The organism is Sagittula sp. MA-2 (assembly GCF_030126985.1).
GTDB lineage: Bacteria > Pseudomonadota > Alphaproteobacteria > Rhodobacterales > Rhodobacteraceae > Sagittula.
On the sequence record NZ_CP126145.1, the window covers coordinates 1,659,496 to 1,686,285 of the forward strand.

Below are 26,790 nucleotides of genomic sequence, written 5' to 3' on the forward strand. Positions count from 1 at the left end.
TCCGAACGCCCCGCGAAGGGATGGCTCAGTTCACCAGTGCGCCCTCGGTCAGAAAGACCGCGCGGTAGGTTTCCGGGCTGTCGTCGAAGTTCAGCGTACCGGTCACGGTGACTTCGGTCGCCTCCGCCATGTCTGGAACGGGCCGGGACATCTGCACTTCAAGCGTCGGACCGTAGCCATTCGTGCCGCAGAATGGGCAATCCGCGGGGTCGGGCACGAGCAGGAACTGGGTGACCTGCGCCTGCGCCTCGACCGGGACGTAATAGCCGGTGATCGTGAATTCCTCGGCCTGCGCGCGCAGTTCCTCGGGGATTGTCTTCTCGACCGACCAGGACGTTTCCGTCTCGGTTTCCTTGTAGGTGATGCCGGTGATCAGCTCCCACGGGTTGGCCAGTGCCGGTTGGGAGAGCAGGACAAGTGCGATCAGGGGCAGGGCGCGCATCGGGTACTCCGGGAAGGGGAAGCGGGTGCGCCTGAGGATACGGAAAATCGGGTCTGACAGCCAGCCGGTTTGAGGGCTCGGCCAAGCGGCGATTCGCCTATCCGTCGTGATACGGGGTCTTTCGCCGGTAAAAGGGAGGGCCGGAGTTTGAGCACGTATAGCGTGTATGATTTCCTCATTATTTTCCCATGAGGGGATTCCAAAGCCTATGCGGGCGTGGAGCGAATCCGGATCGCCTAATGCGGCTGTGTAGACGCTGGATCAGGCGCTTCATCCGGGATTAGCGAATAATTTAGACCAACGCCGTGAAAATACGCAGGTCTTGCCGCCAAAGGTACGATGCCGTTGGCGCCGGAAATGAGGGGAATGACATGGCTGACCACAGATGGCTTCTGGAAGTCCTGGCCGATATTCACATGTACGCCTGCGCAAACGAGCTGCCCATGGTGGCGAGATCGTCGCAAGCCGCGTTGACCGCAGCCGAAACGGAGCTGTCCGGCGCGGCGCGCATGCAACCCATCTGCACCTTGATATCCGGGCACTTCACCATCGTTCCCGAAAACTGAACGGTCGGACCGGTTAACGACATGTAAAAAGGGCCGGTCACGGCCCCGCTTGAACGTCCGATATCGTTAAACGGCGGGTCAAAATGTACGGGATGTTCACTTGTTTGCCCAACACATGTCCAAAGCAAGGAGACGTTTCCTCGGAGTATGAGCGCACTGCTGTCGGAGTGCCTGCATGCCCCAATACAACGTATCGCTGACAAACCTCTCTGCGACCGGGAGGTTCGTGCAATCGGACCACTTCGGTGCCAACGCACTGCAACTGGTGAACGTGGATGCGCATGGGCACCTTGGTCCAACGGACGGTTTCCAGAGCGCTGCACAGACGCTCGGGCTCAACCACTTCCGTTACCCCGGCGGCGGAACGGAAAACGTCATCGACATCACCCGGTTGGAAAATGGCGGTATCAGGGAAGAGGTGCGCCGCTTCCTCGACTGGGTCCGCGATTCCGGGACCAGCGACGAACCGGGCAAGGTCACCATCGTCCTGCCGACAAAGACCGACCTGCCGGCCAGTCAGATCGAGGATTTCGTCTACCTCCTGCTCAAGGAATACGGTCCGCTGATCGAGGCCTTCGAGATCGGCAACGAATACTCCATCGGCCGGTACGATCCGAACTATGACCGCAGCGCCCATCCGGAGGAAAACCCGAACGGCGATTTCGTGTCTTCGATGACGGAGGCGGAGTACGGCGTCGCGGCAAACCGTGTCATCAACGCCTCTCTCGACGCCATGGACCGCGTGGCGACAGAGACGACAGGCCCCGCACACGATCCCAAGATCCTGCTCCAGATCGGCGAGATCCAGGGCGCGGCCAGCACCTACAAGGGAAGCGGTTCGTTCGACATGGCGAACGAGGCGATCGTCTCGTTCCTGAACGGGCGGGCGCGTGCGGCGGTCGACGGTGGCGTGGCGCATTACTACTACAACCGCTCCCACGAGGACGATCAGTCCTTCACGCATGAATGGTACGAGTACCGCAGCCTCGATTGGCGCATCCAGAACTTCAGCGCGTGGCTGGGCCATGACGTGGAGCTCTACATCACCGAATGGAACGTGCTGGCCAGCAACTACAACCAGCTTGGTGCGGCGAGTGCCGGCATCTTGCTGGAGCAGTTCGAATTCATGGTGCAGGCAGGCGTGCAGGACGCCTTCATCTGGCCGCTGCAGCACAGGACCGGAACGAACGTCGCAGGCAACCGGCAGGTGGACGAGATCGACCTGACCATGGGCGGCACGGCCTTCCAGATGATGGCGGACACCCTCCGCCCGCAGACAAGCCAGACCGGTACGATCACCGCCTTCGAAAGCATCGCCTCCAACAGCACGGGCAGCAACGACAACGTCGAGGTGAACCTCTTCTCGAGCGCCTATCAGGATGTCATCTTCATGACGCTCCGGGACCTGAACCGCGCCACGGTCAACCTCGACATCTCGCCGTTCCTGACCGCGGATTCCACCGTCGAAGTGACCCGCGTGACCATCGATCGGTCCACCTCGGACGGGTTGTCGGACATGGCGGACGAGGAGGGGCTGAACCGCATCGGGCGGCGCGTCATCGACCAGGAGGAAGCGGACCAGCTTGCCACGCTGGCCTTCTTCGACCCCGCAAACTCCAACCATATCCGCGACATGGGGGATGGGCGCTACCAGACCTACCTGCCGACGTTCGACAGCATCGTGCCGCTGACCGCAAATCCGACCGGTATCGACGACTACTACTTCGCGACGGAAACCGACGTGGATGCACTCGTGACAACGCTTTCGGGCGACTACCTCTCCACGGGCATCGTTCAGGTCGGACTGATGCCCTACGACTTCGTCCGCGTGGTCATCGACAAGACGGCGTCGCACGATGGGGGCAGCGGAAACGACCGGCAGGTTGGCGGCACGGGCCGGGACTCGATGCTTGGCCGACAGGGCAACGACACCATGTTCGGGGGTGAGGGGAACGATACGCTCAAGGGCGGGCACGGTGAGGATCGCCTGTATGGCGGGGAAGGGGACGATTACATCGTCGACGGCTACGGCAACGACCTGATGTACGGCGACGCCGGCAACGACGAATTCGTTTTGGTCGGCGGACAGGACCGGGTCTTCGGCGGCGCCGGCAACGACTCGGTCGCTGTCACATGGTCCAAGAACGACGTGTCGTTCCAGCACCTCGACGGCGGTCTGTCCTTGGTGACGCCGGAAGGAAAGGTCGACATGCGCCAGGTCGAAACCGTGGTGCTCGCCGATGGCACGGTGGCCACCGCCGACATCCACGTTTTCGTGATGGATGCGCCGCCGAACTTCGACGACATGTTCTGACGGATCAGACCATCATTTCCTTCGTCGCGCTCAGCGTGATGTCGGGATAGTCACGCTCCACCCGGTCGATGTCCCATTGCAGGCGCGTCAGATAGACCACATCGCCGTCGTGGTCGTAGCTGATGTGCTGCTTGTTGGCCTGCGAGAACTTCTCGACGGCCTCTTTCGGCCCATGCACCCAGCGGGCGGAGGTGAACTGGGAGGCGTCGAACCGGACGGGCAGGCCGTACTCCAGCTCGATCCGGCTGCCCAGAACCTCGAATTGCAGCGCACCGACCACGCCGACGATAAAGCCGGAGCCGATCATCGGTTTGAAGACTTTGGCCGCGCCTTCCTCGGCAAATTGCATCAGCGCCTTTTCCAGGTGCTTGGCCTTCATCGGGTCGCCCGCACGCACGGTCTGCAGCAGTTCGGGTGCGAAGGACGGGATGCCGGACACTTTCAGCATCTCGCCCTCGGTCAGCGTATCGCCGATGCGCAACTGCCCGTGGTTCGGAATGCCGATGATGTCGCCCGCCCAGGCCTCCTCCGCCAGTTCACGGTCGGCGGCGAGGAAGAGCACCGGGTTCGTGATCGCCATGGGCTTCTTGGTGCGCACGTGCGTCAGCTTCATGCCGCGCTCGAAATGGCCCGAAGCGAGCCGGACAAATGCCACGCGGTCGCGGTGCTTGGGGTCCATGTTGGCCTGCACCTTGAAGACGAAACCGGCGACCTTGGTCTCTTCCGGTGCGATCTCGCGCGGGGTGGCCTTCTGGACCTGCGGCTCGGGGCCGTAAGTGCCGATGCCCTGCATCAGTTCCTTCACCCCGAAGGAGTTGATCGCAGAACCGAACCAGATCGGGGTCATGTGCCCTTCGAGAACAGATTGCGGGTCGAGTGTGGGCAGCAGTTCGCGTGCCATCTCCACCTCTTCGCGAAGCTGGAACAGCAGCGCGGCGGGGATGTGGTCGGCCATGCGCGGGTCGTCCAGCCCTTCGAGGCTGATGGATTCCGCTACCTTGTTCCGGTCGGCGCGGTCCATCAGTTCCAGCCGGTCGTTCAGCATGTCGTAACAGCCGAGGAAATCGCGCCCCATCCCGATGGGCCAGGATGCGGGCGTCACGTCGATGGCCAGGTTTTCCTGGATCTCGTCAATGATCTCGAAGGTGTCGCGCGCCTCGCGGTCCATCTTGTTGCAGAAGGTCAGGATCGGCAGATCGCGCAGGCGGCAGACCTCGAACAGCTTCTGGGTCTGGCTTTCCACGCCCTTGGCGCCGTCGATCACCATGACCGCGGCGTCCACCGCCGTCAGCGTGCGGTAGGTGTCCTCGGAAAAGTCCGAGTGGCCGGGCGTGTCGACGAGGTTGAAGCGGAACTTGCCGAAATCGAAGGACATGGCAGAGGCCGAGACGGAGATGCCCCGGTCCTTTTCCATCTGCATGAAGTCCGACCGGGTGCGCCGTGCCTCACCCTTGGCGCGCACCTGTCCGGCCATCTGGATAGCGCCCCCGTAGAGGAGGAACTTTTCCGTCAGAGTGGTCTTGCCCGCGTCGGGGTGCGAGATGATCGCAAACGTCCGGCGGCGGGCGATTTCGGGCGGAAGGGAGGGGCGATTGTCCAGCATGGAGGCGCAGATAGCGCGTATTCGAGGGCCGCACAATCCATGCAGGAGACTGTGCGGCCATTCTGGCTTTGCGACGGATTGGCGGCCCGGGTTCGACGAGCAGAGGAAGTCGTTGGTCCCGGAGTGTTCATGTCTGAGCGGCCTTCCTCGGCGCGCTTGGCCACCCAGGGAACCAGATGACACAACGGTTGTCCGGTGCCGCTCACCGCAAGTGGTCAGATGGCCGAGTTCTTTTTATAACAATCGCTTGGACGGCGAACTTCACAGCCGCACCGTCCTTCGCGTCACCGTTCCGCGCGCGGGCCTGAACCTGCGCGCGGGCCGGATCAGGCTTCCAGCTCGCGCGTGGTGATCGTGTAGCTGAAGGTGTCCGGCTCGAGTTCGTCGCGCCGTTCACCGCCGATTTCCGCCTGCGGGTACATCAGGAACGGGACCGGACCGTTGTCCGAGCCGGGCAGCGTCACGTCATGCGCGGTGCCGTAGGCGATCCAGTTGCCCTCCGCCGCGCCGAACAGCGCCTCGCGCACGTCCTGCACCTTGGCGTCGGCAAGGCTCAGTTTGCCGTCGTCTTCCTGCAGCACCACCTTGCGCACGTCCGCCGGGTCGGCCGCGACCCAGCCCTGACCCTCGATGAAGACCTCGGCGCGGCAGTGCTGCGCCTTCGTCACTTCGGCAGATCCGGCACCCAGGGCCTTGTAGCCGAAGGCAGAGGGCGCGACGCGGATGCCGTAAAGATCGCGGGCGGGGAGTCCAGCGGCGCGGGCGAGGCCCACGAAAAGGGCGTTCAGGTCGGCGCATTTGCCCGTCAGGTCGCCGGTGTGCAGCATGGAGGCGATGTCGCCCAGTCCGCAGCCGCGCGTCTCCGGATTGCGCTCCGTCTCGTCGACCACCCAGTTGTAGATGCGCATGGCGCGGTCGAGGTCGTCCCCGGCGCCATCGGTGATCTCGTTGGCGGTGTCGAGAACGATGCCGTTCAGCGGCAGCAGGTCCGTGGGGGCCGTTGCCCGGGCACGTTCCTCGTCGGAGAGGACCGCGTTGCCGGGAAGGCCGGAGTGACGGTCGCGGGTGCGGACTTCGGAGGTCACCTCCAGCACCGCGGGCGCGTCGGAGGCTTCCCACGTGGCGTGGATGAACCCGTGGCTGCCATCCTCTGCCATGACCTGTTCCACCGTGTCGGCATTGCCGGTCCAGGCGGTGTCGCCCGGGATCGTCCAGAGCGGATCGGCATGGGCGGGGACAGGGATCCACGCCTGCGCTGCCTTGCCGTTGCGGTCGAGCGTGACGGTCGTCGTCAGCTCGAACGTGCGCCACGCGGTTGAGGCGGGGGCGTAGGCGGCGCGCAGGGAGACGGGCGCGGCGATCAGGGCGGAGACGGCGGCAGAGCGGAGGAGGAATTGGCGACGGCGCATGGAATGTCCTTTCGGTCAGGATTTGGCGACGGGATACGCCCCGCTCCCGGTGGCTACAAGGGCCGGAACCCGCGGCGCGCGCCATACGTTTTTGTTGCAGCAAAGGAGACCCCCAATGTCACGACCGAGCATCAAGGACGAAAAGCTGTACGACGACCTGCGAGACGACGGCATGTCCAAGGAAAAGGCGGCCCGCATCGCAAATGCCAAGGCGAACGAGGACATGCACCCGTCCGAGAAGGGCGGCAAGGCGCCGCCTTACGAGGAATGGACAAAGGACGATCTATACGCCCGCGCGCAGGAGATCGGGATCGAAGGGCGGTCCGACATGAACAAGGACGAACTGATCGAGGCGCTCCGGTCTCACTGACCTTGGCGGGCGTCCCAAGGGTCGCGGTTCAGCCGCCGGAGGATTTCCTCAGCAGGGCCGCGGCATCGGGATGCGACAGCAGTGCCTCTCCGATCTCGTACCCGGAGAAGTCGGTGCGCTTGTGCCCCGGGATCAGCGCCGACAGACGGTCGGCCAGCGCATCGGGCAGAACCGATTGCGTCTGAGTTGTCACCAGCATCGATTCGGCGGCGATCCCTTCGGCATAGATGATCTGATGCGCGTCGAAGAGCATCTGGAAGTAGTCGACGAAACCGCCGGGCGCGACGACCACCGTGTCGCCGTTCACGAGGTGGCGGGCGCGGACCAGCACTTCCGACCGGCCGGCGCCGAGTTCGTCGCGGCGCTGGTAAATGAACAGCCTGTGGTCGGGCGACACGTACAGGTCGCGGGCGTTGTTGAGTGCCCCCTCGCGGATCAGAATCGGCGCGAAGGTGCCCGAGGCGCGCGAGGTGTGGTGGCCGATCCAGCGGATCTCCTGCGGGCCGTCGTCACGGGTGAGGACGCGATCTCCGGCCACCAGATCCTCCACCGGCTTCTGCGCGCCTGAGGCCATGGTGATCAGCGTGCCCGCGGTAAAGGACGTACAGGCGATCTGCGCGTAACGGGCAAGCGCGGTTTCCTCCGAAATGCCGACCAGCACATAGTCGATCTTGGGCGACATTTCCGTCAGGGGCAGGGCATAGACCTGGACCGCGTTGCCCTCCTCGTCTGTTTCCACAAGCACCAGCGCCTCTGTCGTGTTGCCGGAGCCGGACATGAAGGTCACGCAGCAGTCGAGGTGCAATGCGTTGCCGGGGGTCCCGACCTCCGTCCTGTCGCCAATGCGGAAGGGCGGTTTTGCCGTGTTCTCGACCGAGATGGTGCGTAGCGCGGACAGCGGTGACAGGCGGTAGATGTCGTCGGGCTGAAGGTCCTCTGCCCAGGCCAGCGCATCGCCGAGGTTGGCCCCGTTGACCACGCGCAGGGCGGTGGCGGGGAAGACCTGTAGGGACGATGCGGAACGGCTCATGACGACTCCTGGCAGTTGGCAGCAAGATGCGGGGGACTCAGTTCATAGAACCTCCCACCGGGGCATTGTATGCCGGGAAATTGTGTCATCAAATGGGTTGCGGACCGACGATTTGTCGGCGTTGCTGAAACGAAGCAGAAAACAAGCACTTAGGAGGTCGCAATGGACCTGGGAATTCGCGGTAAACGTGCGCTGGTCTGCGCATCGAGCAAGGGACTCGGGCGCGGCTGCGCGGAGGCACTGGCAGAGGCGGGCGTGGACCTCGTGATGAACGCACGGGGGGCGGAGGCGCTGGAAGAGACCGCGCAGGCAATCCGCGACCGCTGGCAGGTCAGCGTCACGACGGTTGCGGCGGACATCGTGTCGGAAGACGGACGTGCACGGGTCCTGGAAGAGGCGGGCGACGTGGACATCCTCGTGACCAACGCGGGCGGCCCGCCGCCGGGCATGTGGTCCGACTGGGGGCGCGAGGATTTCATCAAGGCACTCGATGCGAACATGCTGACGCCCATCGCGCTGATGACCGCGCTCATGCCGAAGATGATCGACAAGGGCTGGGGCCGGGTGGTCAACATCACCTCCGTTTCGGTGAAGTCGCCGGTGGCCGTACTGGGGCTGTCGAACTCCGCCCGGACGGGTCTGACGGGTTACGTCGCCGGGACCTCCCGGCAGGTGGCGCCCAAGGGTGTTATCGTCAACAACCTGCTGCCCGGCATCCACGCCACCGACCGCGCGGATTCGCTGGACGGCGCAGTGGTGAAGTCAAAGGGCATTTCGCTGGAGGAGGCGCGCGCCGAACGTTACGCGACCATCCCCGCCGGACGCTACGGCACGCCGGAAGAGTTCGGTCAGATGTGCGCCTTCATGTGCTCGCAGCACGCGGGTTTCATGGTGGGACAGAACATCCTGCTGGATGGCGGCGCCTCCAACATGACGATGTAAGCCGTGGCACGGGGACCGGATGGCAAGGGGGGCGGCGCTGGCTTCTCCCTTGCCGATCAGCTGTTCAATGCGGATTCGCTGGCCGATCTGGCCGGCGAGTTCGCTGTCCTGCCCGGGTTCGACCGGGATCGCTTCCTGGCGGAGTGTGTCCCGGGACTGGCCGGGCGCGGTCTGCTGGAGCGGCTGGAGTGGATGGCGGACTGTCTGGAGGCGCAACTCCCCTCTAGCTTCGGCCCCATGGCCGAGGCGCTGGAGGCGGCTCTGCCCCCCGCGCTGGACCCTGCGCTGAAGGACGACGACTTCGGTCGGTTCATCCACGCGGTGCATGGCATCCTGATCGTTCGTCACGGGATGGAGGACCCCGACCGCGCCCTTGACCTGTTGCACGCGGTTACCCGCCGGTTCTCCATGGAGTTCTACATCAGGCCCTTCCTGAACCGCTGGCCGGAGCGGACGCTCGCGCAGCTGCACGACTGGGCGCGGGACGACAACTACCACGTGCGCCGGCTGGTCAGTGAAGGCACCCGCCCGCGGCTGCCCTGGGCGCGGAACATCGAGATCGATCCGGCGGTGCCGCTGGCCTTCCTCGACGTGCTGCACGCCGATCCGACGCGCTACGTCACGCGGTCCGTCGCCAACCACATGAACGACCTGTCGAAGGTGATGCCGGACGAAGTGGTGGCGTGCCTCGCAGGCTGGCAGGCGGAGGGTCGGCAGGAGGCGGGCGAGATGGCGTGGATCACCCGCCACGCCCTGCGGACGGCAGTGAAACGCGGCGAGCGTCCCGCGCTCGATCTGCTGGGCTATCGCGCCGGGGATGTGACCGCCACGCTCGACCTACTGACGCCGAAGGTGAAGATCGGGGAGGCGCTGCGCTTTGCCGTGGAGATCGTGGCAGATGAGGCCTTGCCCGTCCTCGTCGACTATCGCCTGCGGTTCGCCCGGCCCGGCGGATCGGCGGAAAAGGTGTTCAAGCTGAAGGCCGGAAAGGTCGCACAGGGCCGCGCCGCGCGGTTCGAGAAACGGCATGTCCTGAAAGGCGACGCGACGACCTACCGGCTGCACCCGGGCGCACACGGGATCGTCGTGCAGGTGAACGGCACGGACGTCGCCGAGGGCACCTTCGACCTGCTGCCTGCGGAAGGCTGATCCGGTGCCTCAGGTCTCCGGCGTGGTCCAGCGGGCGCCCATCGTCTCGATGGCGGTGATGCGGTCCTGAGTCTTGGGGTGCGACAGGAGCCAGGCGGGTGCGGCACGGTTCGACTGGGTCAACGCCTCCAGCTTCCTGAACAGGCTGACTTGGGGGGCGATGCCGATACCGGACTTGTGGAGGAGGGCTGCGGCATAGGCGTCGGCCTCGTATTCATCGGACCGGGACAGGTGCGCCGCCAGCAGCGTCGTCAGCATGTTGGCAAGCCAGACACCCACGCCGGGGATCAGGCGCCCCAGCACCATCATCAACGCGGTCCGGATGGCGTTCTGGCCGGAGAAGTCGATCATCCGGCGGCGCGCGTGGCCAAGCGCCACGTGGCCCAGTTCATGCGCGATGACAGAGGACAGCTCCTCTGCCGAAACCTCGCCCTGCTGGTACTTCTTGTAGAAGCCGCGCGTGATGAAGATGCGCCCGTCCGGCGCCGCCAGACCGTTGACCGGATCGATCTCGTAGATGTTCACCCGGATGCGGGGGAGGTCGAGCGCCTGCGCCATGCGGTCGGTCAGCTTCTTCAGGCGCGGGTCCGCAAGCTCGGTGGACCGTGCGTCCAGCTCTCGTCGCGTGCGCCACGCCGAGAAGTGGTACATCACCAGCGCATAGATGATCGCGAGGAGGATCGGGGTGAACTTCAGCATGGGCTGAATATGGGTCCGCGGCCCGACCGGGGAAAGGGGTGATTTGCGGGCGGGACGCCATGGCCCTGAAGGCAAGGGGGCCGGGGCGGAAACAGGTCCGCCCCGCGCATCGTGTCAGGCGAAGGTCGCCGCGAAGGAAGACCTGTAAGTCTCCAGAAGCTCGGCCAGTGGTGCCTCGGATGCGCCCATGCGCACAGTGTCTCCGGTGAACTTGCCGACGGAGGAAAGCGTGACGCCCGCCTGTCCGGCTGCGGTCATCAGCGCCTCGGCCGCGTCGAAGCTGCAGGCGATCAGGTAGCGACCCTGATCCTCACCGAAGAGCTGCGCGGTGTCGTCGGTGTCCAGTTGCACGCCGGTGTTGCCCGCCGCCGCCATCTCGAACGCCGCCAGCGCAAGGCCACCGTCGGCGAGGTCGGTGCAGGACCTGATCCACTGGCGGTTGGCGCGGATGAAGTCGCCGTTGGCACGCTCGACGTCCAGGTCGACATGCGGGGCGTCGCCGTCCTCGCGGTGGAAGACCTCTGCCAGAAGCGCGGACTGGCCGAGGTGCCCCGCCGTTTCGCCCAGCAGGAGTGCCACGTGTCCGTCGCGCGGCGTGTCGAGGATCGGCTCTTCACCCGCGGAGATCAGGCCCACGGCGCCGATGGTCGGCGTGGGCAGGATGCCCTGGCCGTCCGTTTCGTTATAAAGTGACACGTTGCCCGACACGATCGGCATGTCGAGCGCCAGGCAGGCCTCGCCGATGCCCTGAAGCGCACCGACGAACTGGCCCATGATCTCCGGCTTCTCGGGGTTGCCAAAGTTGAGGTTGTCGGTCGTGGCCAAGGGCTTGGCGCCCACGGCGGTCAGGTTGCGATAGGCCTCGGCCACCGCCTGCCGTCCGCCCTGAACCGGGTTCGCCTTCACGTAGCGCGGCGTCACGTCGGAGGTGAAGGCCAGCTTCTTGTCGGTGCCGTGCACCCGGATCACGCCCGCGCCGAAGCCCGGGGTGCGCATGGTGTCGGCCATCACCTGGCTGTCGTACTGGTCGTAGATCCACGCCTTCGACGCGTAGTTCGGGCTGGCCAGCAGCGCCTTCAGGCCGTCGATGGGGTCGATCTGGGGCACGTCCGCAAGCGGGGCGGCTTCCGGTGTCGGCACATGCGGGCGGTCGTATTCCGGCGCGCTCGAGGACAGCTTGGACAGCGGCAGGTCGGCCATGCAGGTGCCGTTGTGCATGATGAGGAAGCGGTCCTCGGGGATGGTCTCGCCGACGATGGCGAAGTCGAGGTCCCACTTGTCGAAGACCGCCTTGGCCTCTGCCTCCTTCGAGGGGTCGAGCACCATCAGCATGCGTTCCTGCGATTCCGACAGCATCATCTCGTAGGCGGTCATGTTGGTTTCGCGCTGCGGCACGTTCTCGAGGTCGAGCCGTATGCCGAGGCCGCCCTTGTCGCCCATCTCTACCGCCGAGCAGGTCAGGCCCGCCGCACCCATGTCCTGGATCGAGATCACGGCGCCGGTCTGCATCAGCTCCAGCGTTGCCTCCATCAGGCGCTTCTCGGTGAAGGGGTCGCCGACCTGAACGGTTGGGCGCTTTTCCTCGATGCTCTCGTCGAACTCCGCCGAGGCCATGGTCGCGCCGCCGACACCGTCGCGGCCGGTCTTGGCGCCCAAGTAGACGACCGGACGGCCGACGCCCGAAGCGGCGGAGTAGAAGATCTTGTCGGCGTCTGCGAGGCCCGCGGCAAAAGCGTTCACGAGGCAGTTGCCGTTGTAGGCCTTGTGGAAACGGGTCTCGCCGCCGACGGTCGGGACGCCGAAGGCGTTGCCGTAGCCGCCGATCCCTTCCACAACACCGTGCACGAGCTGGCGGGTCTTGGGATGGTCCGGCGCGCCGAAGGACAGCGAGTTCATCGCGGCGATGGGACGGGCGCCCATGGTGAAGACGTCGCGCAGAATGCCGCCCACGCCGGTCGCAGCACCCTGGTAGGGTTCGATGTACGAGGGGTGGTTGTGGCTTTCCATCTTGAAGACCACGGCCTGCCCGTCGCCGATGTCCACGACGCCCGCGTTCTCGCCGGGGCCGCAGATGACCTGCGGGCCGGTTGTCGGCAGCTTCTTGAGGTGAATCTTCGAGGATTTGTAGGAACAGTGCTCGTTCCACATCGCGCTGAAGATGCCCAGTTCGGTGAACGTGGGCTCGCGATTCAGGATGCGCAGGATCTCGGCATATTCGTCCGGCTTGATCCCGTGGGACGCGATCAGATCTTCGGTGATGTCCGGTTCCTGCATGTCTTTCCCCTGACGTGGCGTTGCGCGCCCCGTTTAAGGCAAGGGCGCGGCAGGGGGAAGGGGGCACGCGGCCGCTTTGGTGCAGCAGGTGCGCGCACCCCGGCCGTCAGTCCAGCGGTGTGCGCGCGGCGTTGCGTTCTGCCAAAGTCAGCACCCGGGGCGTGACCACCGGCAGCCCGTCTTCGCCATGGAACGGGCCGTTGGTCTTGCCTTTGAAGACAGCCCCGACGGCGCGCCCGAAGACGGTGAAGAAGGCGGCCGCTGGATTCAGCTCCTTCACCTTGCCGCGGGTGCTGTCGACGTTGACGCGGCTGCGGACGGGGCCGCATTGCTCGGCGGGCGCGGGGATGGCGAGGCCGACGAAGGGCAGGGTCTTCTTTTCGAGCACGTTGGCGATGGGCGTGCCGCAGCAGCCCGAATGGTAACGCACCATGCCCTTCGGAGAGAGTTTCAGCGCGGCCAGGTGCTGATGCCCGTGGGTGATCGTAACATGGCCGGGCACGGTCTGAAGGATGTACAGGCCGCCGTTCTTATCAAGGAACTCCGGATGGCCGAGGGCTTTCGGAAAGCTGCGACAGTCGGCACAGTAACAGACGACATGACGGCGCGGCGCGGAGGAGGCTAGGCTCCACGACATGCTGCCGCAGGAACAGGAAAGCATCAGCGAAGACGACATACAGGAATCCTTTGTCTCGAATACGGGCGGACGTTACCGGTTTTGCCCGTCGCCGCAAGCGCAGGGGCGGTTCACGCGTTCGGGCGCGTCCAGACGTAAGTGCCAGCGCCAAGGAAGCAGACCGCCTGGATCGCGAGGACGTGCAGCGGCAGGGCAAGGATCAGTCCGATGCCGAAGGTGACGGCCATCATCCCCAGCGCCATGCGCTTGTGACGGCGCGAGATGGCGCCGGTCGTTTCCCATGCGCGGATCGGCGGGCCGAAGGTCCGGTGCGTTTCCAGCCACAGCCGCAGCCGGGGAGAGCCCTTGCCGAAGCAGAACGCCGCCAGCAGCACCAGGGGCGTGGTCGGCAGGATCGGCAGCACGATGCCAATGATGCCGAGACCGAGGGACAGCGCGCCAAGCGTGACCCAGACCGGACGGGCGAACATGTGCGGTCGAAGGGGCATCTGGCGCGGGTGTCCGTGAGGTTGCTGCTACTGGTTTTCAGGGTAGCGCCGTGATGGCGGGTGGGAAGGGCGGGTCCATTGGCGTTGTGTCGCGGCACGGCTTGTCATGTGCCGTTCCCGCCATTGCGATGAGGGAAGGGCGAGCAAGAAGAGGTTCGGCCAAAAAAAAAGGCCGAGCACAAAGCTCGGCCGTAGTCCAACAGGGAGGTATGATGCGAAGAAAAAGATGCATCGCTTCGTCATCTGCCGAATATGTCATCACACATGAATCGATCAAGGACATTTACGCCGCACCTGCAGCATTCCCGCCATGCGTGACGTGCATACCACAGTGATTTTTCCCGTCATGCGGGAATTCAGTCCATGCCCATCGCCTTTCGCTGGCGGCGGTGAGCGATAATTTCATCCTGCACGAAATCCCGGAAGGCCGACACACGCTTGGATTGTCTGAGTTCTTCAGGATATGCGAGGAAAACGGGCACCTCGACGCTCTCGATGTCCGGCAGAACCCGGACCATCGTCGGGAAATCCTCGATTATGTAGTCGGGCAGCACACCGATCCCGAGGTTCGAGATCACGGCCTGCAGCACGCCGAAGTAGTTGTTCACCGTCAGCGTGGTCTGCACATCGTTGGCCAGCAGCGACTGAACGAGCTGTTCGCCCGCCAGCACCTGCGGCGCGCCGGGCTTCTGGCAGATCAGGCGGTGCGAGACCATCTCCTCCAGCCGCGTGGGTTCGCCGTGCTCCGCAAGATAGTCGGGCGAGGCGTACATGCGCATGCGGATCGACATGAGGCGCTTGCGGATCAGGTCGGCCTGGCTGGGTTCTTTCATGCGGATCGCGACGTCGGCCTCGCGCATCGGCAGGTCGAGCACGCGCTCTTCCAGCATCAGGTCGATCTTCAGGTCGGGGTATTTCTCGTAGAGCTTGGTCAGACGCGGGGCGAGCCACAGCGCCCCGAACCCGTGGGTCGTGGTGACCTTGAGTTCGCCGAAGACTTCCTCTTCGCTGTCGCGGATGCGGGCGGTGGCGCTGTCGATGCGTTTGACCATCGACGAGGTGGCGTCGAACAGAAGTTCACCCTGTTCGGTGAGAATCAGTCCACGCGCATGGCGATGGAAGAGCGTCGTGTTGAGCGCCTCTTCCAGCGCGCGGACCTGCCGCGACACCGCCGATTGCGACAGATGGAGCGCATCCCCAGCGTGTGTGAGGCTACCCGCATCTGCCACTGCGTGAAATATTCTGAGCTTGTCCCAATCCATACCGACACTTTCCGCTGTTGGCGCACACATAATGGACGGAATCTGTTAAATGAATAAGAAGTTGACTTAACGCTCGGCATTTGCGGAAAAAAATCCCATTAAGGTCAGTGGTATTTACCTAAATTTGCGCTACAATGCTTATAACTTCAGCGTTGGGAGGCGCCGGATGACCAAGCACAAGATCACCCTGAACGACCGTTTCGACCTGTCCCGCGACACCGTTCTCCTGAACGGTACCCAGGCCCTCGTCCGCCTCATGCTGACGCAGAAGGCGCGGGACCGGCAGGCGGGACTGAACACCGCAGGCTATGTCACCGGCTATCGCGGCTCGCCGCTCGGCGCCGTCGACATGCAGATGCGCCGCGCCGAAAAGACGTTGCGCGAAAACGACATACGCTTCGAAGAGGGCCTGAACGAGGATCTCGCGGCGACGGCGCTCTGGGGCTCCCAGCAGGCCGAACTGCGGGGCGAGGGGCGCTTCGACGGGGTCTTCGGTCTCTGGTACGGCAAGGGGCCGGGCGTCGACCGTTCCGGGGATGCCATGCGTCACGCCAACATGGCGGGCACCTCGAAACACGGCGGCGTCCTGATGGCCATGGGGGACGACCACACGGGTGAATCCTCCACCGTCCTCCATCAAAGCGAATGGGCGCTGGTCGATGCCTATATGCCGGTCGTTTCGCCCGCCGGGGTGCAGGAAATCCTCGATTACGGGCTCTACGGCTACGCGCTCAGCCGGTTCTCCGGCCTCTGGGTCGGTCTGAAGACGATGAAGGACACGGTCGAAGCCACGGCGGTCGTCGATGGCCGTCCCGATCGCGTGTCCCTTGTCACGCCCGATTTCCCGATGCCGGAGGGCGGTCTGAACATCCGCCTCGGCGACACGCCCCACGCGCAGGAAACGCGCATGATCGACCACAAACGCTTTGCGGCCGAGGCGTTCTCGCGCGCGAACGGCATGGACAAGCGGGTCTGGGGCAAGCCCGGGGCGAAGATCGGCTTCGTCTCAGCGGGCAAGAACTGGCTGGACCTCGTGCATGCGCTGACCCTTCTGGGCATCGACGAGGCCGAGGCGGAGCGGCTCGGCATCACGACCTACAAGGTCGGGCAGGTCTTTCCGCTGGACATGCAGGGCTTCCACGACTGGGCCGAGGATCTCGAACTGATCGTCATCGTCGAGGAGAAGCGAAAGCTTATCGAGGTGCAGGTCAAGGAGGCGATCTTTGACGACCGTCGCGGACGGCGGGTCTACGGCTGGTACAAGGGCGGCGCGGGCGGCATGCACCGGGACGAGCTGTTCCCGACGCGTGGCGCGCTGGACCCGATGTGGATCGGCCGCAAGCTGGGCGAGATCCTGATCGAGGAAGGCCGTGGCACCGATGCCGTCCGTGCCGGGCTCAGGAAGATCGAAGAGGCGACGCGGGCCGACAACACCCCCGACATCGCCGCACGCGTCCCGTATTTCTGCGCGGGCTGCCCGCACAATTCGTCGACAAAGGTGCCGGAGGGTTCGCGCGCCTATGCCGGGATCGGCTGTCACTACATGGTGCAGTGGATGGACCGCTCGACGCTCGGTTTCACCCACATGGGTGCCGAGGGCGCGAACTGGATCGGCGAGGCGCCGTTCTCCAGGACCGGGCACGTTTTCCAGAACCTGGGCGACGGCACCTACAACCACTCCGGCGTGCAGGCGATCCGGGCGGCCTTGGCCTCTGACGTCAACATCACCTACAAGATCCTCTTCAACGACGCGGTTGCCATGACCGGCGGCCAGAAGAACGAGGGCGGCCTCACACCCCAGCGCATTGCCGACGAGGTGCGCGCCATGGGGGTCGAGCGTGTTGCCGTGGTCTATGACGAGAAGGAGGACGTGGCCTTCAGCGCGTTCCCGTCCGGCGTGACGATGCACGAACGCGCGGAGCTGTCCGAGGTACAGAAGGGGCTGGCGCAGCATGAGGGCGTGTCCGTTCTGCTCTATATCCAGACCTGCGCCGCCGAAAAACGCCGCCGCCGCAAGCGCGGCCAGTTCCCCGATCCCGACAAGCGCGTCTTCATCAACACCGATGTCTGCGAGGGCTGCGGCGATTGCGGCGTGCAATCGAACTGCGTGGCCATCGTGCCCGAAGAGACGGAGCTGGGCCGCAAGCGCGCCATCGACCAGTCCGCCTGCAACAAGGACTTTTCCTGCCTGAAGGGGTTCTGCCCGTCGTTCGTCACGCTGGAAGGCGCAGAGGTGAAGAAGGCAGAGGTCGCCAAGCTCGAATTGCCCGACATGCCGCAGCCGGACCTGCCGAAGATCGACGGGACGTTCAACGTGGTCGTGACCGGCGTCGGCGGCACCGGGGTCGTGACCATCGGCGCGGTTCTGGCGCAGGCGGCTCAGATCGACGGCAAGGGCGCGGCCATGATGGAGATGGCGGGCCTCGCCCAGAAGGGCGGCGCGGTGCACATCCACCTGCGCATCGCCGAAAAGCCCGACGACATCTCGGCCGTGCGCGTGGCGACCGGCGAGGCGGACGCGCTGATCGGCGGCGATCTCGTGGTCAGTGCCGGGGCCAGGACGCTGGGTCTGACCAAGGCCGGGCGCACCGGCGCCGTCGTGAACAGCCACGAGATCATCACCGGCGACTTCACCCGCAACACCGAGTTTGCCCTGCCGATCGACGCGCTGAAACTGGCGCTCGAGGCACGGATCAAGGACCGGCTCGCGATGTTCGACGCCAGCGACCTTGCCAAGGCGACGATGGGCGACTCGATTTTCTCGAACATGATGATCCTTGGCGCGGCCTGGCAGATGGGTCTGGTGCCGCTGTCGCACGATGCGATTGCCGCCGCGGTGGAACTGAACGGGGCCGCCGTCCAGCGCAACCTGCGCGCGTTCGAGATCGGACGCTGGGCCGTTCTGCACCCGCAGGATGCCGCGCGTCTGCTTGAGCCGGTCGTTGTCGACAAGCCGAAGTCGCTGGATGAGAAGATCGCCTTCCGCGCCGATCACCTCGTGAAATACCAGGACGAGGCGCTGGCCAAAAAATACCGTGCGCGTCTGAAGGACATCGCCGATCCGCGCCTGAAAGAGGCGGTCGCGAAGGGCTATCACAAGCTCCTGGCCTACAAGGACGAATACGAGGTCGCGCGCCTGCACCTCGAAACCCGCGACAAGGCACGCGCGCAGTTCGGCGGCGACTTCGAGATGACGTTCCACCTGTCTCCGCCGCTGGTGGCGAAGGAAGGGCCGGACGGACGCCCGGAGAAGAAACCCTACGGCGAGAAGATGCTGAAGGTCTTCGGGATGCTGGCCCGGATGAAGGGTCTGCGCGGCACCGTCTGGGACGTCTTCGGGCGGTCGGAAGAACGCCGGATGGAGCGGGCGCTGATCGCGCAGTACGAGGCCGACATGGCCGAATGGCTGCCGAAGGCCCGGCCCGAGACCATGGACCCGCTGATCGCGCTGGCGGAACTGCCTCTCCAGATCCGCGGGTTCGGCCCGGTCAAGATCGCCAACGAGGCCAAGGCCGCCAAGCGCCGCGAGGAGTTGCTGACGCTGTTGAAAGCGGGCGGCGCGCCGGTGTCTCAGGCGGCGGAGTAACCGCTCACGCCTTGCTCGTCGGCGCGGAAGGGGTGTCTTCCACCGGGCCGACGACCTTCCGGGCGAGGGTCATGAACGTCTTGCGTTCTTCGGCGGTCAGCCCGCTCAGCACGTCCTCCTGCAGCGCCGTCACGACAGGCAGGATCGTCTCGTACATGGCTGCGCCCTCTTCGGTCGGGCGGACCTCGCGGGCGCGGCGGTCGTGCCGGCTGACCTCGCGCCGCACCAGTCCTTTCTGTTCGAGACGGTCGATCACTCCGCCGATGGTCGCACGGTCATAGGCGATGGCCGCCGCGACGCTGGCCTGGTCGATGCCGGGGCGCGCAATAATTGCGTCTAGGGCGGCGAACTGTACGGGCGTCAGATCGTACCCGGCATCCGCCATGTGCCGCGAGAACACCTGCGTCGAAATCTGGTTCAGCCGTCGAATCAGGTGACCGGGCATGGCATGCACTTTCATCGCGCGCTCCGCAGGTTCGGTGTTTCATGAAAGTCAGCAAAGACAATAGGTTAACGGGAATGATTTGTATACTTATTTTTATTGACGAAAAATGATATGTATAGTTATCAATTGGTGCCGGAAGGGCTGCGGCGCGAGGAGGAGAGACCATGCAATTCTACCTGGACGGCTTTCGTGGCGGAGATCCGGACATCCGCAACGCCGCACCCAACCGGCGGGACAGAGGGCCACATGCGCCCCTGCCAAGGGAGGTGGACGTGCTGGTCGCGGGCTGCGGTCCGGCGGGCCTCTGCCTTGCGGCGCAGCTTTCGCGGTTCCCGGAGATCGACGTGATGATCGTCGAGCGCAAGCAGGGACCGATCGAGAAAGGGCAGGCGGATGGCGTGAACACCCGCACGATGGAGATGTTCCAGGCCTTCGGTTTTGGCGAGAAGGTGAAGCGCGAAAGCTGCTGGGTGAACCAGACGGCCTTCTGGTCGCCTGACCCCGCGAACCCCTCCCACATCCGCCGGATCGGCAGGGTGCAGGACGTGCCGGAGGACAGCTCCGAGATGCCGCACACGCTGATCAACCAGGCCCGCATCCATGAGCTTTTCCTCGACGTGATGCGCAACGCGCCGTCGCGGCTGGAGCCGGATTATGGCTGGTCGGTCGTGGATGTCGTGGTCGATCCGGACACCGAGGATCACCCGGTCACGGTCACGCTGGAAAACACCGGCATCAATCCCGGTGAGACGGCGACGGTCCGGGCCAACTACGTGGTCGGCTGCGACGGCGCCCGATCCAACGTGCGCAAGGCCATCGGCGGGCAGTTGCACGGCGACGCGGCGCATCAGGCCTGGGGGGTGATGGACATCCTCGCCAACACCGACTTCCCCGATGTGCGGCAGAAGTGCCTTGTCGCCTCGCAGTCCGAGGGCAACATCCTGATCCTTCCGCGGGAAGGCGGCTACCTGTTCCGCATGTATGTCGAGTTGGACAAGCTGAATCCGGACGAGCGTGTCTCCAGCCGAAAGTTCTCGGCCGATGACATGATCGCCGCCGCGAACCGGATCATGGCGCCTTATACCATCGACGTGAAGCAGGTGGTCTGGTGGTCGATCTACGAGATCGGGCACCGCCTGACCGACCGTTTCGACGACGTGGGACCGGGCGAGGACCGCAACCCGCGTGTCTTCACCGCCGGGGACGCCTGTCACACCCACAGCCCGAAGGCCGGGCAGGGGATGAACGTGTCGATGCAGGACAGCTTCAACCTCGGCTGGAAGTTGGCACACGTCCTGACCGGCCGCGCCGACGCCAGCCTGCTGCGCACGTATTCCGCCGAACGCTGGGTGGAGGCCAAGCGCCTGATCGACACCGATCACCAGTGGGCGCGGATCATGTCGGCGCCGCCGGGGCAATCGGAACTGGACGGCTCGGGCATGCCGCGGTTCCAGAAGCAGTTCATCGAGAACCTGATGTTCACCGGCGGCCTCGCGGTGAAGTACGATGCGTCGGCCCTGACGGCAGAGCCCGCCCACCAGCACTTCGCCACGGGGCAGGAGATCGGGCGCCGGTTCCACTCCGCGCCGGTGGTGCGCGTGGCGGACGCCATGCAGATGCAGCTAGGGCATGTGGCAGAGGCGGACGGGCGCTGGCGCATCTACGCGTTCGGTCGGCGAAAGGACACCTCCGCGCCCGGCTCGGCCATCCACCGGCTGGCGGAGTGGCTGGCAAAGGACCCGGCCTCTCCGGTCGTGCGCTGCACGCGGGCAGGCGAGGACCCGGACGCGATCATCGACCTGCGCGTGGTGTTCCAGCAGACGTTCGAGTCGGTGGCGATGGAGGACATGCCGCCGCTGCTGAAACCGATCAAGGGGCCGCTGGGCCTTCAGGATCACGAGAAGGTCTTCTGCGTCGATCACAAGGGGATGGGCGACATCTTCGACATGCGCGGCATCGACCGCGAGAAGGGCTGCATGATCGTCGTGCGGCCCGACCAGTATATCGCCAATGTCCTGCCGCTGGACGGAACGGCGGAACTGGCGGCATTCTTCGATGGTGTGCTCTTGCGGCAAGGGTAGGCGGGTGCGGTGGCGCGGCCCCGGGGCTGCGTCATCTTACTTTCATCATGGCGTTACAATTTCTGGTCAGAAGGCGCGAACCGCAGTAAGGACTGCGGCATCACGCGCAGGGGGAGGAGCCATGCCCGTGATCCGCAAAGATGTGACCCGGGACATTTCCTACGCCTATTCGGCCAGCACCCGCAGCGGCCGCGCGATGATCCGCTTCATGGAAAACGCCACCGGGCGCCTCGGGCTGATCCGCCGGGCCGCCGGCTACGAATCCGAGGTGGCGCAGGGCCGTGACTTCTGGGAGGTCATGGTGGAGCGCTACGGGCTCCAGCTTGAGGTCATCGGCGGATCGCTCGACAACCTGCCGAAGGACGGGCCGCTCGTCGTCATCGCCAATCATCCCTACGGCATCCTCGACGGACTGATGCTGGGGCATATCCTGTCGGTGGTGCGCGGCGATTTCCGCATTCTGGCGCACCGGGTCTTTCGCAAGGCGGAAGAGTTGAACCGCGTCGTGCTGCCGATCTCCTTCGACGATACAAAGGAGGCGGTGCAACTGAACCTCGATACGCGGAGGGAATGCCTGCGCTATCTGGGCGACGGCGGCTGCATCGGCATCTTCCCGGGCGGCACCGTGGCCACGGCAGAGAAACCCTTCGGTCAACCAATGGACCCGGGCTGGCGCACCTTCACCGCGAAGATGATCGCGAAGTCCGGTGCGACCGTCGTGCCGATCTATTTCGACGGTCATACCTCGCGGCTGTTCCAGCTTGCCTCGCACCTGCACACGACGCTGCGCATGGGGTTGCTCATCAAGGAATTCCGCAAGCGCGTGGACACACCCGTGCGCGTCGCCATCGGTCAGCCGATCCCCGCGCATGAGATCGCCGAACGCGCGAAGGACGCGCGCGTGATGATGGATTTCCTCCGGCAAAGAACCTATGAGTTGTCGCCGACGCCGCTCAAATCTCTCGACTACGGGTTCGAGTTCGAGGAAAAGCACAAGACACGGCGGCATTGAAGCGACAGGCACACGGGGCAGGACATGGCGGTTGGTGTATTCGATTCGGGCCTCGGCGGCCTGACCGTACTGGATGCGGTGGTGAAGCGGCTGCCGGATGTGCCCTTCGTCTATTTTGCGGACAGCGCCCATGCGCCCTACGGCGTGCGCGATGCCAACGACATCTACGATCTGACCACGCAGGCCGTTTCGCGTCTGTGGGACGAGGGTTGCGACCTTGTCGTGCTCGCCTGCAACACCGCCAGCGCCGCGGCGCTGCGCCGGATGCAGGAATCCTGGGTCCCGCGCGAGAAGCGCGTGCTGGGCGTCTTCGTGCCACTGATCGAGGCGCTGACCGCACGCCAGTGGGGTGACAACTCTCCGCCGCGCGAGGTGGGTATCCAGCACGTCGCCCTTTTCGCCACACCCGCCACGGTGCGCAGCCGCGCGTTCCAGCGCGAACTGGCGTTCCGGGCCATCGGTGTCGATGTCGAAGCGCAGGCCTGCGGCGGGCTGGTCGACGCGATCGAGGAAGGCGACATGATCCTTGCGGAGGCGCTGGTGCGCAGCCATGTGGACGCCCTGAAGCGCAAGATGCCGACGCCCGAAGCAGCCATCCTCGGCTGCACGCACTATCCGCTGATGCAGGAAATCTTCCAGGATGCGCTGGGGCCGGAGGTGCACGTCTACAGCCAGGCGACGCTGGTGCCGGATTCGCTGGCCGATTACCTTGATCGACACCCGGACATGATGGGCAAAGGCACGACAAGCCGGTTCCTGACGACGGGCGACCCGGCGCGCGTGTCGCGTCATGCCACCCAGTTCATGAAGCGGCAGATCACCTTCGAAAAGGTCTGACCTCAGGCGCTCAGGTCCCGGATCACCCGGCAGGTCAGCGATGGCTCGGCGGGTGGCGGGGGTGGGAACCTCAGGTTCAGGTAGCCGCGCAAGTAGAACATGATCTCCTTCGTGGCGCCGCGCGGAAAACGTGCCTCGAGCTCGCGGCGCGTCAGGCTGAAATAGCAGGGCAGGGTCGTGGTCGTCCCGTCGAGCCGCCGGAACCCCATGGACCAGCCGTCGAAGCGCCGCATCCGGGCCGGGCCGTAGAACATCACCTTCATCTTGTAGTGCCGGGGATCGCGGTAGATCCTCTCCAGCGTCTGGTCGAGCATGTCCTGCGGCCCCTCCAATACCTCGAAGAAGTTGCGCGACTTGTAGAGCAGCAGGCCGCTCACTTGCCGGAGGGCGTTGTGCTTTTCCGTCTCGGCCATGAGGCGGTCGAGGATCCGGTCGCTCAGCCGGGTGCGCGTGTGGCTGATGCAGATCGCCCGGACCAATGGCGCGCCCTTGGCCTCTTTGCCCGGCCCGGTGGCGGATGCGCCGCCGGTGATGTGGTCGAAGTCGACCACTGCCATGCCGGAATATCCCTGTCCCGTTGCGACCCGTCCGGGCCGTGCGATGGATGTCATGGCGTTCATCGTTGACCCTCCTTCCGGCAAGGCGCCCTGCGACCGTCCGCCACCGAAGGAAGGTTCTCTGTCCTGCCATTTGCCCGCACTGCGGGCGGCTTCGGAGCAGGGGACACCGCCATCCTGCGAGGGACGCCTCGCCCAACAGCATTTCAATCAAATATTAACGGTTCGCTTGAGCGTGGTTGCCCGTCCGTTTTGACCTTGCGTCACAGACCGGGACTGCCGTTCAGCTGCGCGGGTCCCGCGGGCCGGTGTCGCCTTCCCACCATGCCTGTGTCAGGCCCTGATAGACGGTGATGCGACTCCCCTCCGGAAAGGCGCGCAACATGTCCCGGCGATAGGGCAGGCTCTGCCCGTCACGCCCGTGTTCGTCGCGCCACGCGAGTCGGTATAGACGGCGGGAATTGACGGTGATGTGGGTGCGCGCATGTTCGGTGACAACGGCCCGTTCGCGTGCACCGTAGCGACGTGCGCGCAGGGCGGCGATGGCGCGCCGGGCCGGGACCCAGAGCGCGACGAGGAACACCACCCCGAAGACCAGCGCGATGCCCTGTGTCACGGCAGAGGCGCTCCGGTTCTCGCCCCGCGACAGCTCGATCATGTTTGGCTCGGACGCGAGGTACCAGAGCGTGATCGGCGTGCCGATGGCGCTTCGGTCATGGGTGGCGGCATCGGTGTTCTGTTCGACGGTGAGCGGCGCGCCGCCGTCCGGCGTAAACCCCACCTTCACGAAATAGGAGCGTGTCTCATCCCCGTCGCTATCGCGCGAAATGCGGATATCGCGGCCGAGCACGGTGCCCACGGCCTCGACCCCCTCGGCATCGAAGCGCTCTGCCGTGCGGAGCGTGAAATGGCTGACCAGTGTGAGGATCAGCGTGATGACCAGCGGGATATAGGCGATCCAGCCGCCCATCCGGTGAAAGAGGCGGAAAAAGGAGACCGGTCTGGCAAGGGACGGTTCGGCTGGCATGGCGCGGAGATTGCCGCCGGGTCAGGCCAAGATCAAGCGCAGGTCACTGCTGTCGGACGATTTTTCCGGCGCTGTGTTCGGGCTGGGGAATGGGAAGGTAGTGCGGCGCGCGGCGTGGAAGGAAGGGGGGCGTCGGTCGCCACGGTGTTGTCCGCCCGTCGGTAACGGAATGGCGCCCCGAGCGAAGCAGTTGCGACAGATGCGTTTTGGCGCTAATGCAGAAATCAAAGGAGATACTGCATGATCGGGACCCGCAACGATTTGCGACGATGACGTTCATGCCGCGCCAGGGCGCGGCACCTGCAGCCCATCCTTCGTTTTCATGAAAGGTGTCTCATGACCCAGTCCATCGCCATCATCGGCGCGTCCGGATACACCGGCGCGGAACTCATCCGGCTGATCGCCACCCACCCGTCATTCGAGATCAAGGCGCTGGCCGCCAATTCCAAGGCCGGCCAGAGCATGGCCCAGGTCTTTCCGCACCTGCGCCACCTCGACCTGCCGACGTTGGTGACGTGGGAACAGATCGACTTTTCCGGGATCGACCTGTGCTTCTGCGCCCTGCCGCACAAGACGAGCCAGGAGGTGATCTCGAAACTGCCCAAGAGCCTGAAGATTGTCGACCTGTCCGCGGACTTCCGTCTGCGTGACCCGGCCGCCTACAAGACGTGGTACGGCAACGACCATGCCGCGGTCGAGATGCAGGAAGAGGCGGTCTACGGCCTGACCGAGTTCTATCGCGACGAGATCGCCGGGGCGCGGCTGGTGGCGGGCACCGGCTGCAACGCGGCCACCGGCCAGTACATCCTGCGGCCGCTGATCACCGCCGGCGTGATCGACCTGGACGAGATCATCCTCGACTTGCAATGCGGCGTCTCCGGCGCGGGCCGGTCGCTGAAGGAAAACCTGCTGCACGCGGAGCTCTCGGAAGGGACCAACGCCTATTCGGTCGGCGGCACGCACCGGCACCTGGGCGAGTTCGACCAGGAGTTCTCGAAGCTGGCCGGGCGCGAGGTGAAGATCCAGTTCACGCCGCATCTCGGGCCATTCAACCGCGGCATCCTCGCCACCTGCTACGTGAAGGGCGAGGCCGAGGCGATCAACATGGCGCTGGAAGCCGCCTATGCCAACGAACCTTTTGTAGAGGTGCTGTCCTTCGGCGAGACGCCCTCCACCCACCACGTGCGCGGGTCGAACTTCGTGCATATCGGGGTGGTGGCGGACCGGCTGCCGGGGCGGACCATCGTGGTCGCGACGCTCGACAACCTGTGCAAGGGGTCTTCCGGGCAGGCCCTGCAGAACGCCAACCTCATGCTGGGTGTCGAGGAAACCGCCGGGCTGATGCTGGCGCCCTGCTTCCCGTAGGATCGTGCGTACTGACAGAGCGCGCTTTTGCGCGCGCTCTGTCTCCCGGGGCGCTGCCCCGGACCCCGAGGTATTTGGGCCAAGATGAAGGGTTGTGTGCGGCCCGTTCCGCCAATCGGGACGGGCAAATCGCCACAGGTCTCCCCGCGGGGCGGGGAATCGCATATATAGCGATGCACCGATCTTTGGGAGGACGGACATGGCACTGAAATCGCTGAAGAAGAAGCGGCGCATCCAGGTTGTGGCGCTGGCGGCGGTCGCACTGATCGTGTCCACCGGCCTGATCGGCTATGCGATGCGGGACGGGATCAACTTCTTCCGCTCCCCGAGCCAGGTGATGGAGGAGCCGCCGACACCGAACGAGGTCTTCCGCATCGGTGGCCTTGTGGAGGACGGCTCTCTGGAACGGGGCGTCGGCGAGACGGTCAGGTTCCGGGTGACGGACGGGGGCGCGACGGTGCCGGTCGTTTTCACTGGCGTGCTGCCGGACCTGTTCGACGAGAACCAAGGCATGGTGGGCACCGGCCGTTACGTGAACGGTGTCTTCGAAGCCTCTGAAATCCTTGCGAAACACGACGAAACCTACATGCCCAAGGAAGTGGTCGACGCGCTCAAGGCGCAAGGCGTCTACCAGGAACCCGAGAGCTGATCGTGGGCGTCTGGCGCCTGATCATGGTGCTTCGCTCAGGGCGCGC

23 protein-coding genes are annotated in these 26,790 nt (G+C 64.9%); 11 read left to right on the top strand and 12 right to left on the bottom strand.

The annotated features are described in order from the left end of the window. Positions 1-25: 25 nt before the first annotated feature. Positions 26-442, bottom strand: a complete 417-nt coding sequence (locus QNI11_RS08330) for a DUF3299 domain-containing protein (RefSeq protein ID WP_100926981.1) — start codon at positions 440-442, stop codon at positions 26-28. A 371-nt stretch (positions 443-813) separates the two neighbouring features. Between QNI11_RS08330 and QNI11_RS08335 the strand changes: the two genes are divergently transcribed. Both QNI11_RS08335 and QNI11_RS08340 read left to right on the top strand, forming a co-directional pair. Continuing rightward, a complete protein-coding gene (locus tag QNI11_RS08335) occupies positions 814-1,008 on the top strand; it encodes a hypothetical protein (protein WP_283983059.1) in 195 nt (64 codons plus the stop codon). Between the two features lie 175 nt (positions 1,009-1,183). Further along, positions 1,184-3,322 carry a calcium-binding protein gene (locus QNI11_RS08340; RefSeq protein WP_283983060.1) on the top strand — a complete coding sequence of 713 codons (2,139 nt, stop codon included), beginning with the start codon at positions 1,184-1,186 and terminating at the stop codon, positions 3,320-3,322. A 4-nt stretch (positions 3,323-3,326) separates the two neighbouring features. On the opposite strand, the gene QNI11_RS08345 is transcribed toward QNI11_RS08340, so the two are convergent. Further along, a complete protein-coding gene (locus QNI11_RS08345) occupies positions 3,327-4,925 on the bottom strand; it encodes a peptide chain release factor 3 (protein ID WP_283983061.1) in 1,599 nt (532 codons plus the stop codon). Between the two features lie 326 nt (positions 4,926-5,251). Then, positions 5,252-6,334: a transglutaminase-like domain-containing protein gene (locus QNI11_RS08350; protein WP_283983062.1), complete on the bottom strand. Its 1,083-nt coding sequence runs from the start codon at positions 6,332-6,334 to the stop codon at positions 5,252-5,254. A gap of 115 nt (positions 6,335-6,449) precedes the next feature. On the opposite strand from QNI11_RS08350, the gene QNI11_RS08355 reads away from it, so the two are divergent. Further along, entirely contained in the window at positions 6,450-6,704 is a 255-nt protein-coding gene (locus QNI11_RS08355; RefSeq protein ID WP_283983063.1) for a Rho termination factor N-terminal domain-containing protein, read from the top strand. 28 nt (positions 6,705-6,732) lie between these two features. Here the strand turns inward: QNI11_RS08355 and QNI11_RS08360 are convergent, their stop codons facing one another. Continuing rightward, positions 6,733-7,734: a Hint domain-containing protein gene (locus QNI11_RS08360; protein ID WP_283983064.1), complete on the bottom strand. Its 1,002-nt coding sequence runs from the start codon at positions 7,732-7,734 to the stop codon at positions 6,733-6,735. A gap of 162 nt (positions 7,735-7,896) precedes the next feature. Here QNI11_RS08360 and QNI11_RS08365 point away from each other — a divergent pair, with 162 nt between their 5' ends. Beyond that, entirely contained in the window at positions 7,897-8,676 is a 780-nt protein-coding gene (locus QNI11_RS08365; protein ID WP_283983065.1) for an SDR family oxidoreductase, read from the top strand. Positions 8,677-8,679: 3 nt separating this feature from the next. Beyond that, positions 8,680-9,825 (top strand): hypothetical protein, encoded by a 1,146-nt coding sequence (locus QNI11_RS08370; protein WP_283983066.1) that lies wholly within the window; start codon positions 8,680-8,682, stop codon positions 9,823-9,825. Positions 9,826-9,834: 9 nt separating this feature from the next. On the opposite strand, the gene QNI11_RS08375 is transcribed toward QNI11_RS08370, so the two are convergent. The 5 genes from QNI11_RS08375 to QNI11_RS08395 form a co-directional block, all read right to left on the bottom strand. Then, complete coding sequence (locus QNI11_RS08375) at positions 9,835-10,524, bottom strand: M48 family metalloprotease (protein ID WP_283983067.1); 690 nt, start codon at positions 10,522-10,524, stop codon at positions 9,835-9,837. A gap of 114 nt (positions 10,525-10,638) precedes the next feature. After that, positions 10,639-12,798, bottom strand: a complete 2,160-nt coding sequence (gene purL / locus QNI11_RS08380) for a phosphoribosylformylglycinamidine synthase subunit PurL (protein ID WP_283983069.1) — start codon at positions 12,796-12,798, stop codon at positions 10,639-10,641. Between the two features lie 106 nt (positions 12,799-12,904). After that, a complete protein-coding gene (locus QNI11_RS08385; RefSeq protein ID WP_283983070.1) occupies positions 12,905-13,474 on the bottom strand; it encodes a DUF6151 family protein in 570 nt (189 codons plus the stop codon). A gap of 71 nt (positions 13,475-13,545) precedes the next feature. Next, positions 13,546-13,923, bottom strand: a complete 378-nt coding sequence (locus QNI11_RS08390; protein WP_283983071.1) for a YbaN family protein — start codon at positions 13,921-13,923, stop codon at positions 13,546-13,548. A 356-nt stretch (positions 13,924-14,279) separates the two neighbouring features. Next, the gene (locus QNI11_RS08395) at positions 14,280-15,185 is read right to left on the bottom strand and encodes a LysR family transcriptional regulator (protein ID WP_100926967.1); all 906 of its coding nucleotides are present in this window, start codon (positions 15,183-15,185) and stop codon (positions 14,280-14,282) included. A gap of 166 nt (positions 15,186-15,351) precedes the next feature. On the opposite strand from QNI11_RS08395, the gene QNI11_RS08400 reads away from it, so the two are divergent. Next, positions 15,352-18,771, top strand: coding sequence for an indolepyruvate ferredoxin oxidoreductase family protein (locus QNI11_RS08400; protein ID WP_283983072.1), 3,420 nt, complete (start codon positions 15,352-15,354; stop codon positions 18,769-18,771). 4 nt (positions 18,772-18,775) lie between these two features. Here QNI11_RS08400 and QNI11_RS08405 read toward each other — a convergent pair whose 3' ends face one another. After that, complete coding sequence (locus QNI11_RS08405; RefSeq protein ID WP_283983073.1) at positions 18,776-19,231, bottom strand: MarR family winged helix-turn-helix transcriptional regulator; 456 nt, start codon at positions 19,229-19,231, stop codon at positions 18,776-18,778. A 149-nt stretch (positions 19,232-19,380) separates the two neighbouring features. On the opposite strand from QNI11_RS08405, the gene QNI11_RS08410 reads away from it, so the two are divergent. The 3 genes from QNI11_RS08410 (at position 19,381) to murI (ending at position 23,146) form a co-directional block, all read left to right on the top strand. Then, a complete protein-coding gene (locus tag QNI11_RS08410; RefSeq protein WP_283983074.1) occupies positions 19,381-21,297 on the top strand; it encodes an FAD-dependent monooxygenase in 1,917 nt (638 codons plus the stop codon). Between the two features lie 196 nt (positions 21,298-21,493). Next, a complete protein-coding gene (locus QNI11_RS08415) occupies positions 21,494-22,309 on the top strand; it encodes a lysophospholipid acyltransferase family protein (protein WP_373418444.1) in 816 nt (271 codons plus the stop codon). Positions 22,310-22,333: 24 nt separating this feature from the next. Continuing rightward, a complete protein-coding gene (murI, locus tag QNI11_RS08420) occupies positions 22,334-23,146 on the top strand; it encodes a glutamate racemase (protein WP_100926962.1) in 813 nt (270 codons plus the stop codon). A 2-nt stretch (positions 23,147-23,148) separates the two neighbouring features. Here murI and QNI11_RS08425 read toward each other — a convergent pair whose 3' ends face one another. Together QNI11_RS08425 and QNI11_RS08430 are read right to left on the bottom strand one after the other, a co-directional pair. Beyond that, positions 23,149-23,766, bottom strand: a complete 618-nt coding sequence (locus QNI11_RS08425; RefSeq protein ID WP_283983076.1) for a BLUF domain-containing protein — start codon at positions 23,764-23,766, stop codon at positions 23,149-23,151. A gap of 220 nt (positions 23,767-23,986) precedes the next feature. Continuing rightward, the gene (locus QNI11_RS08430) at positions 23,987-24,730 is read right to left on the bottom strand and encodes a DUF3592 domain-containing protein (RefSeq protein ID WP_283983077.1); all 744 of its coding nucleotides are present in this window, start codon (positions 24,728-24,730) and stop codon (positions 23,987-23,989) included. A 336-nt stretch (positions 24,731-25,066) separates the two neighbouring features. Here QNI11_RS08430 and argC point away from each other — a divergent pair, with 336 nt between their 5' ends. After that, positions 25,067-26,095 carry an N-acetyl-gamma-glutamyl-phosphate reductase gene (gene argC / locus QNI11_RS08435; RefSeq protein WP_283983079.1) on the top strand — a complete coding sequence of 343 codons (1,029 nt, stop codon included), beginning with the start codon at positions 25,067-25,069 and terminating at the stop codon, positions 26,093-26,095. Positions 26,096-26,294: 199 nt separating this feature from the next. Further along, positions 26,295-26,744 (top strand): cytochrome c maturation protein CcmE, encoded by a 450-nt coding sequence (gene ccmE, locus QNI11_RS08440; protein WP_100926958.1) that lies wholly within the window; start codon positions 26,295-26,297, stop codon positions 26,742-26,744. The last annotated feature ends 46 nt before the right edge of the window (positions 26,745-26,790 follow it).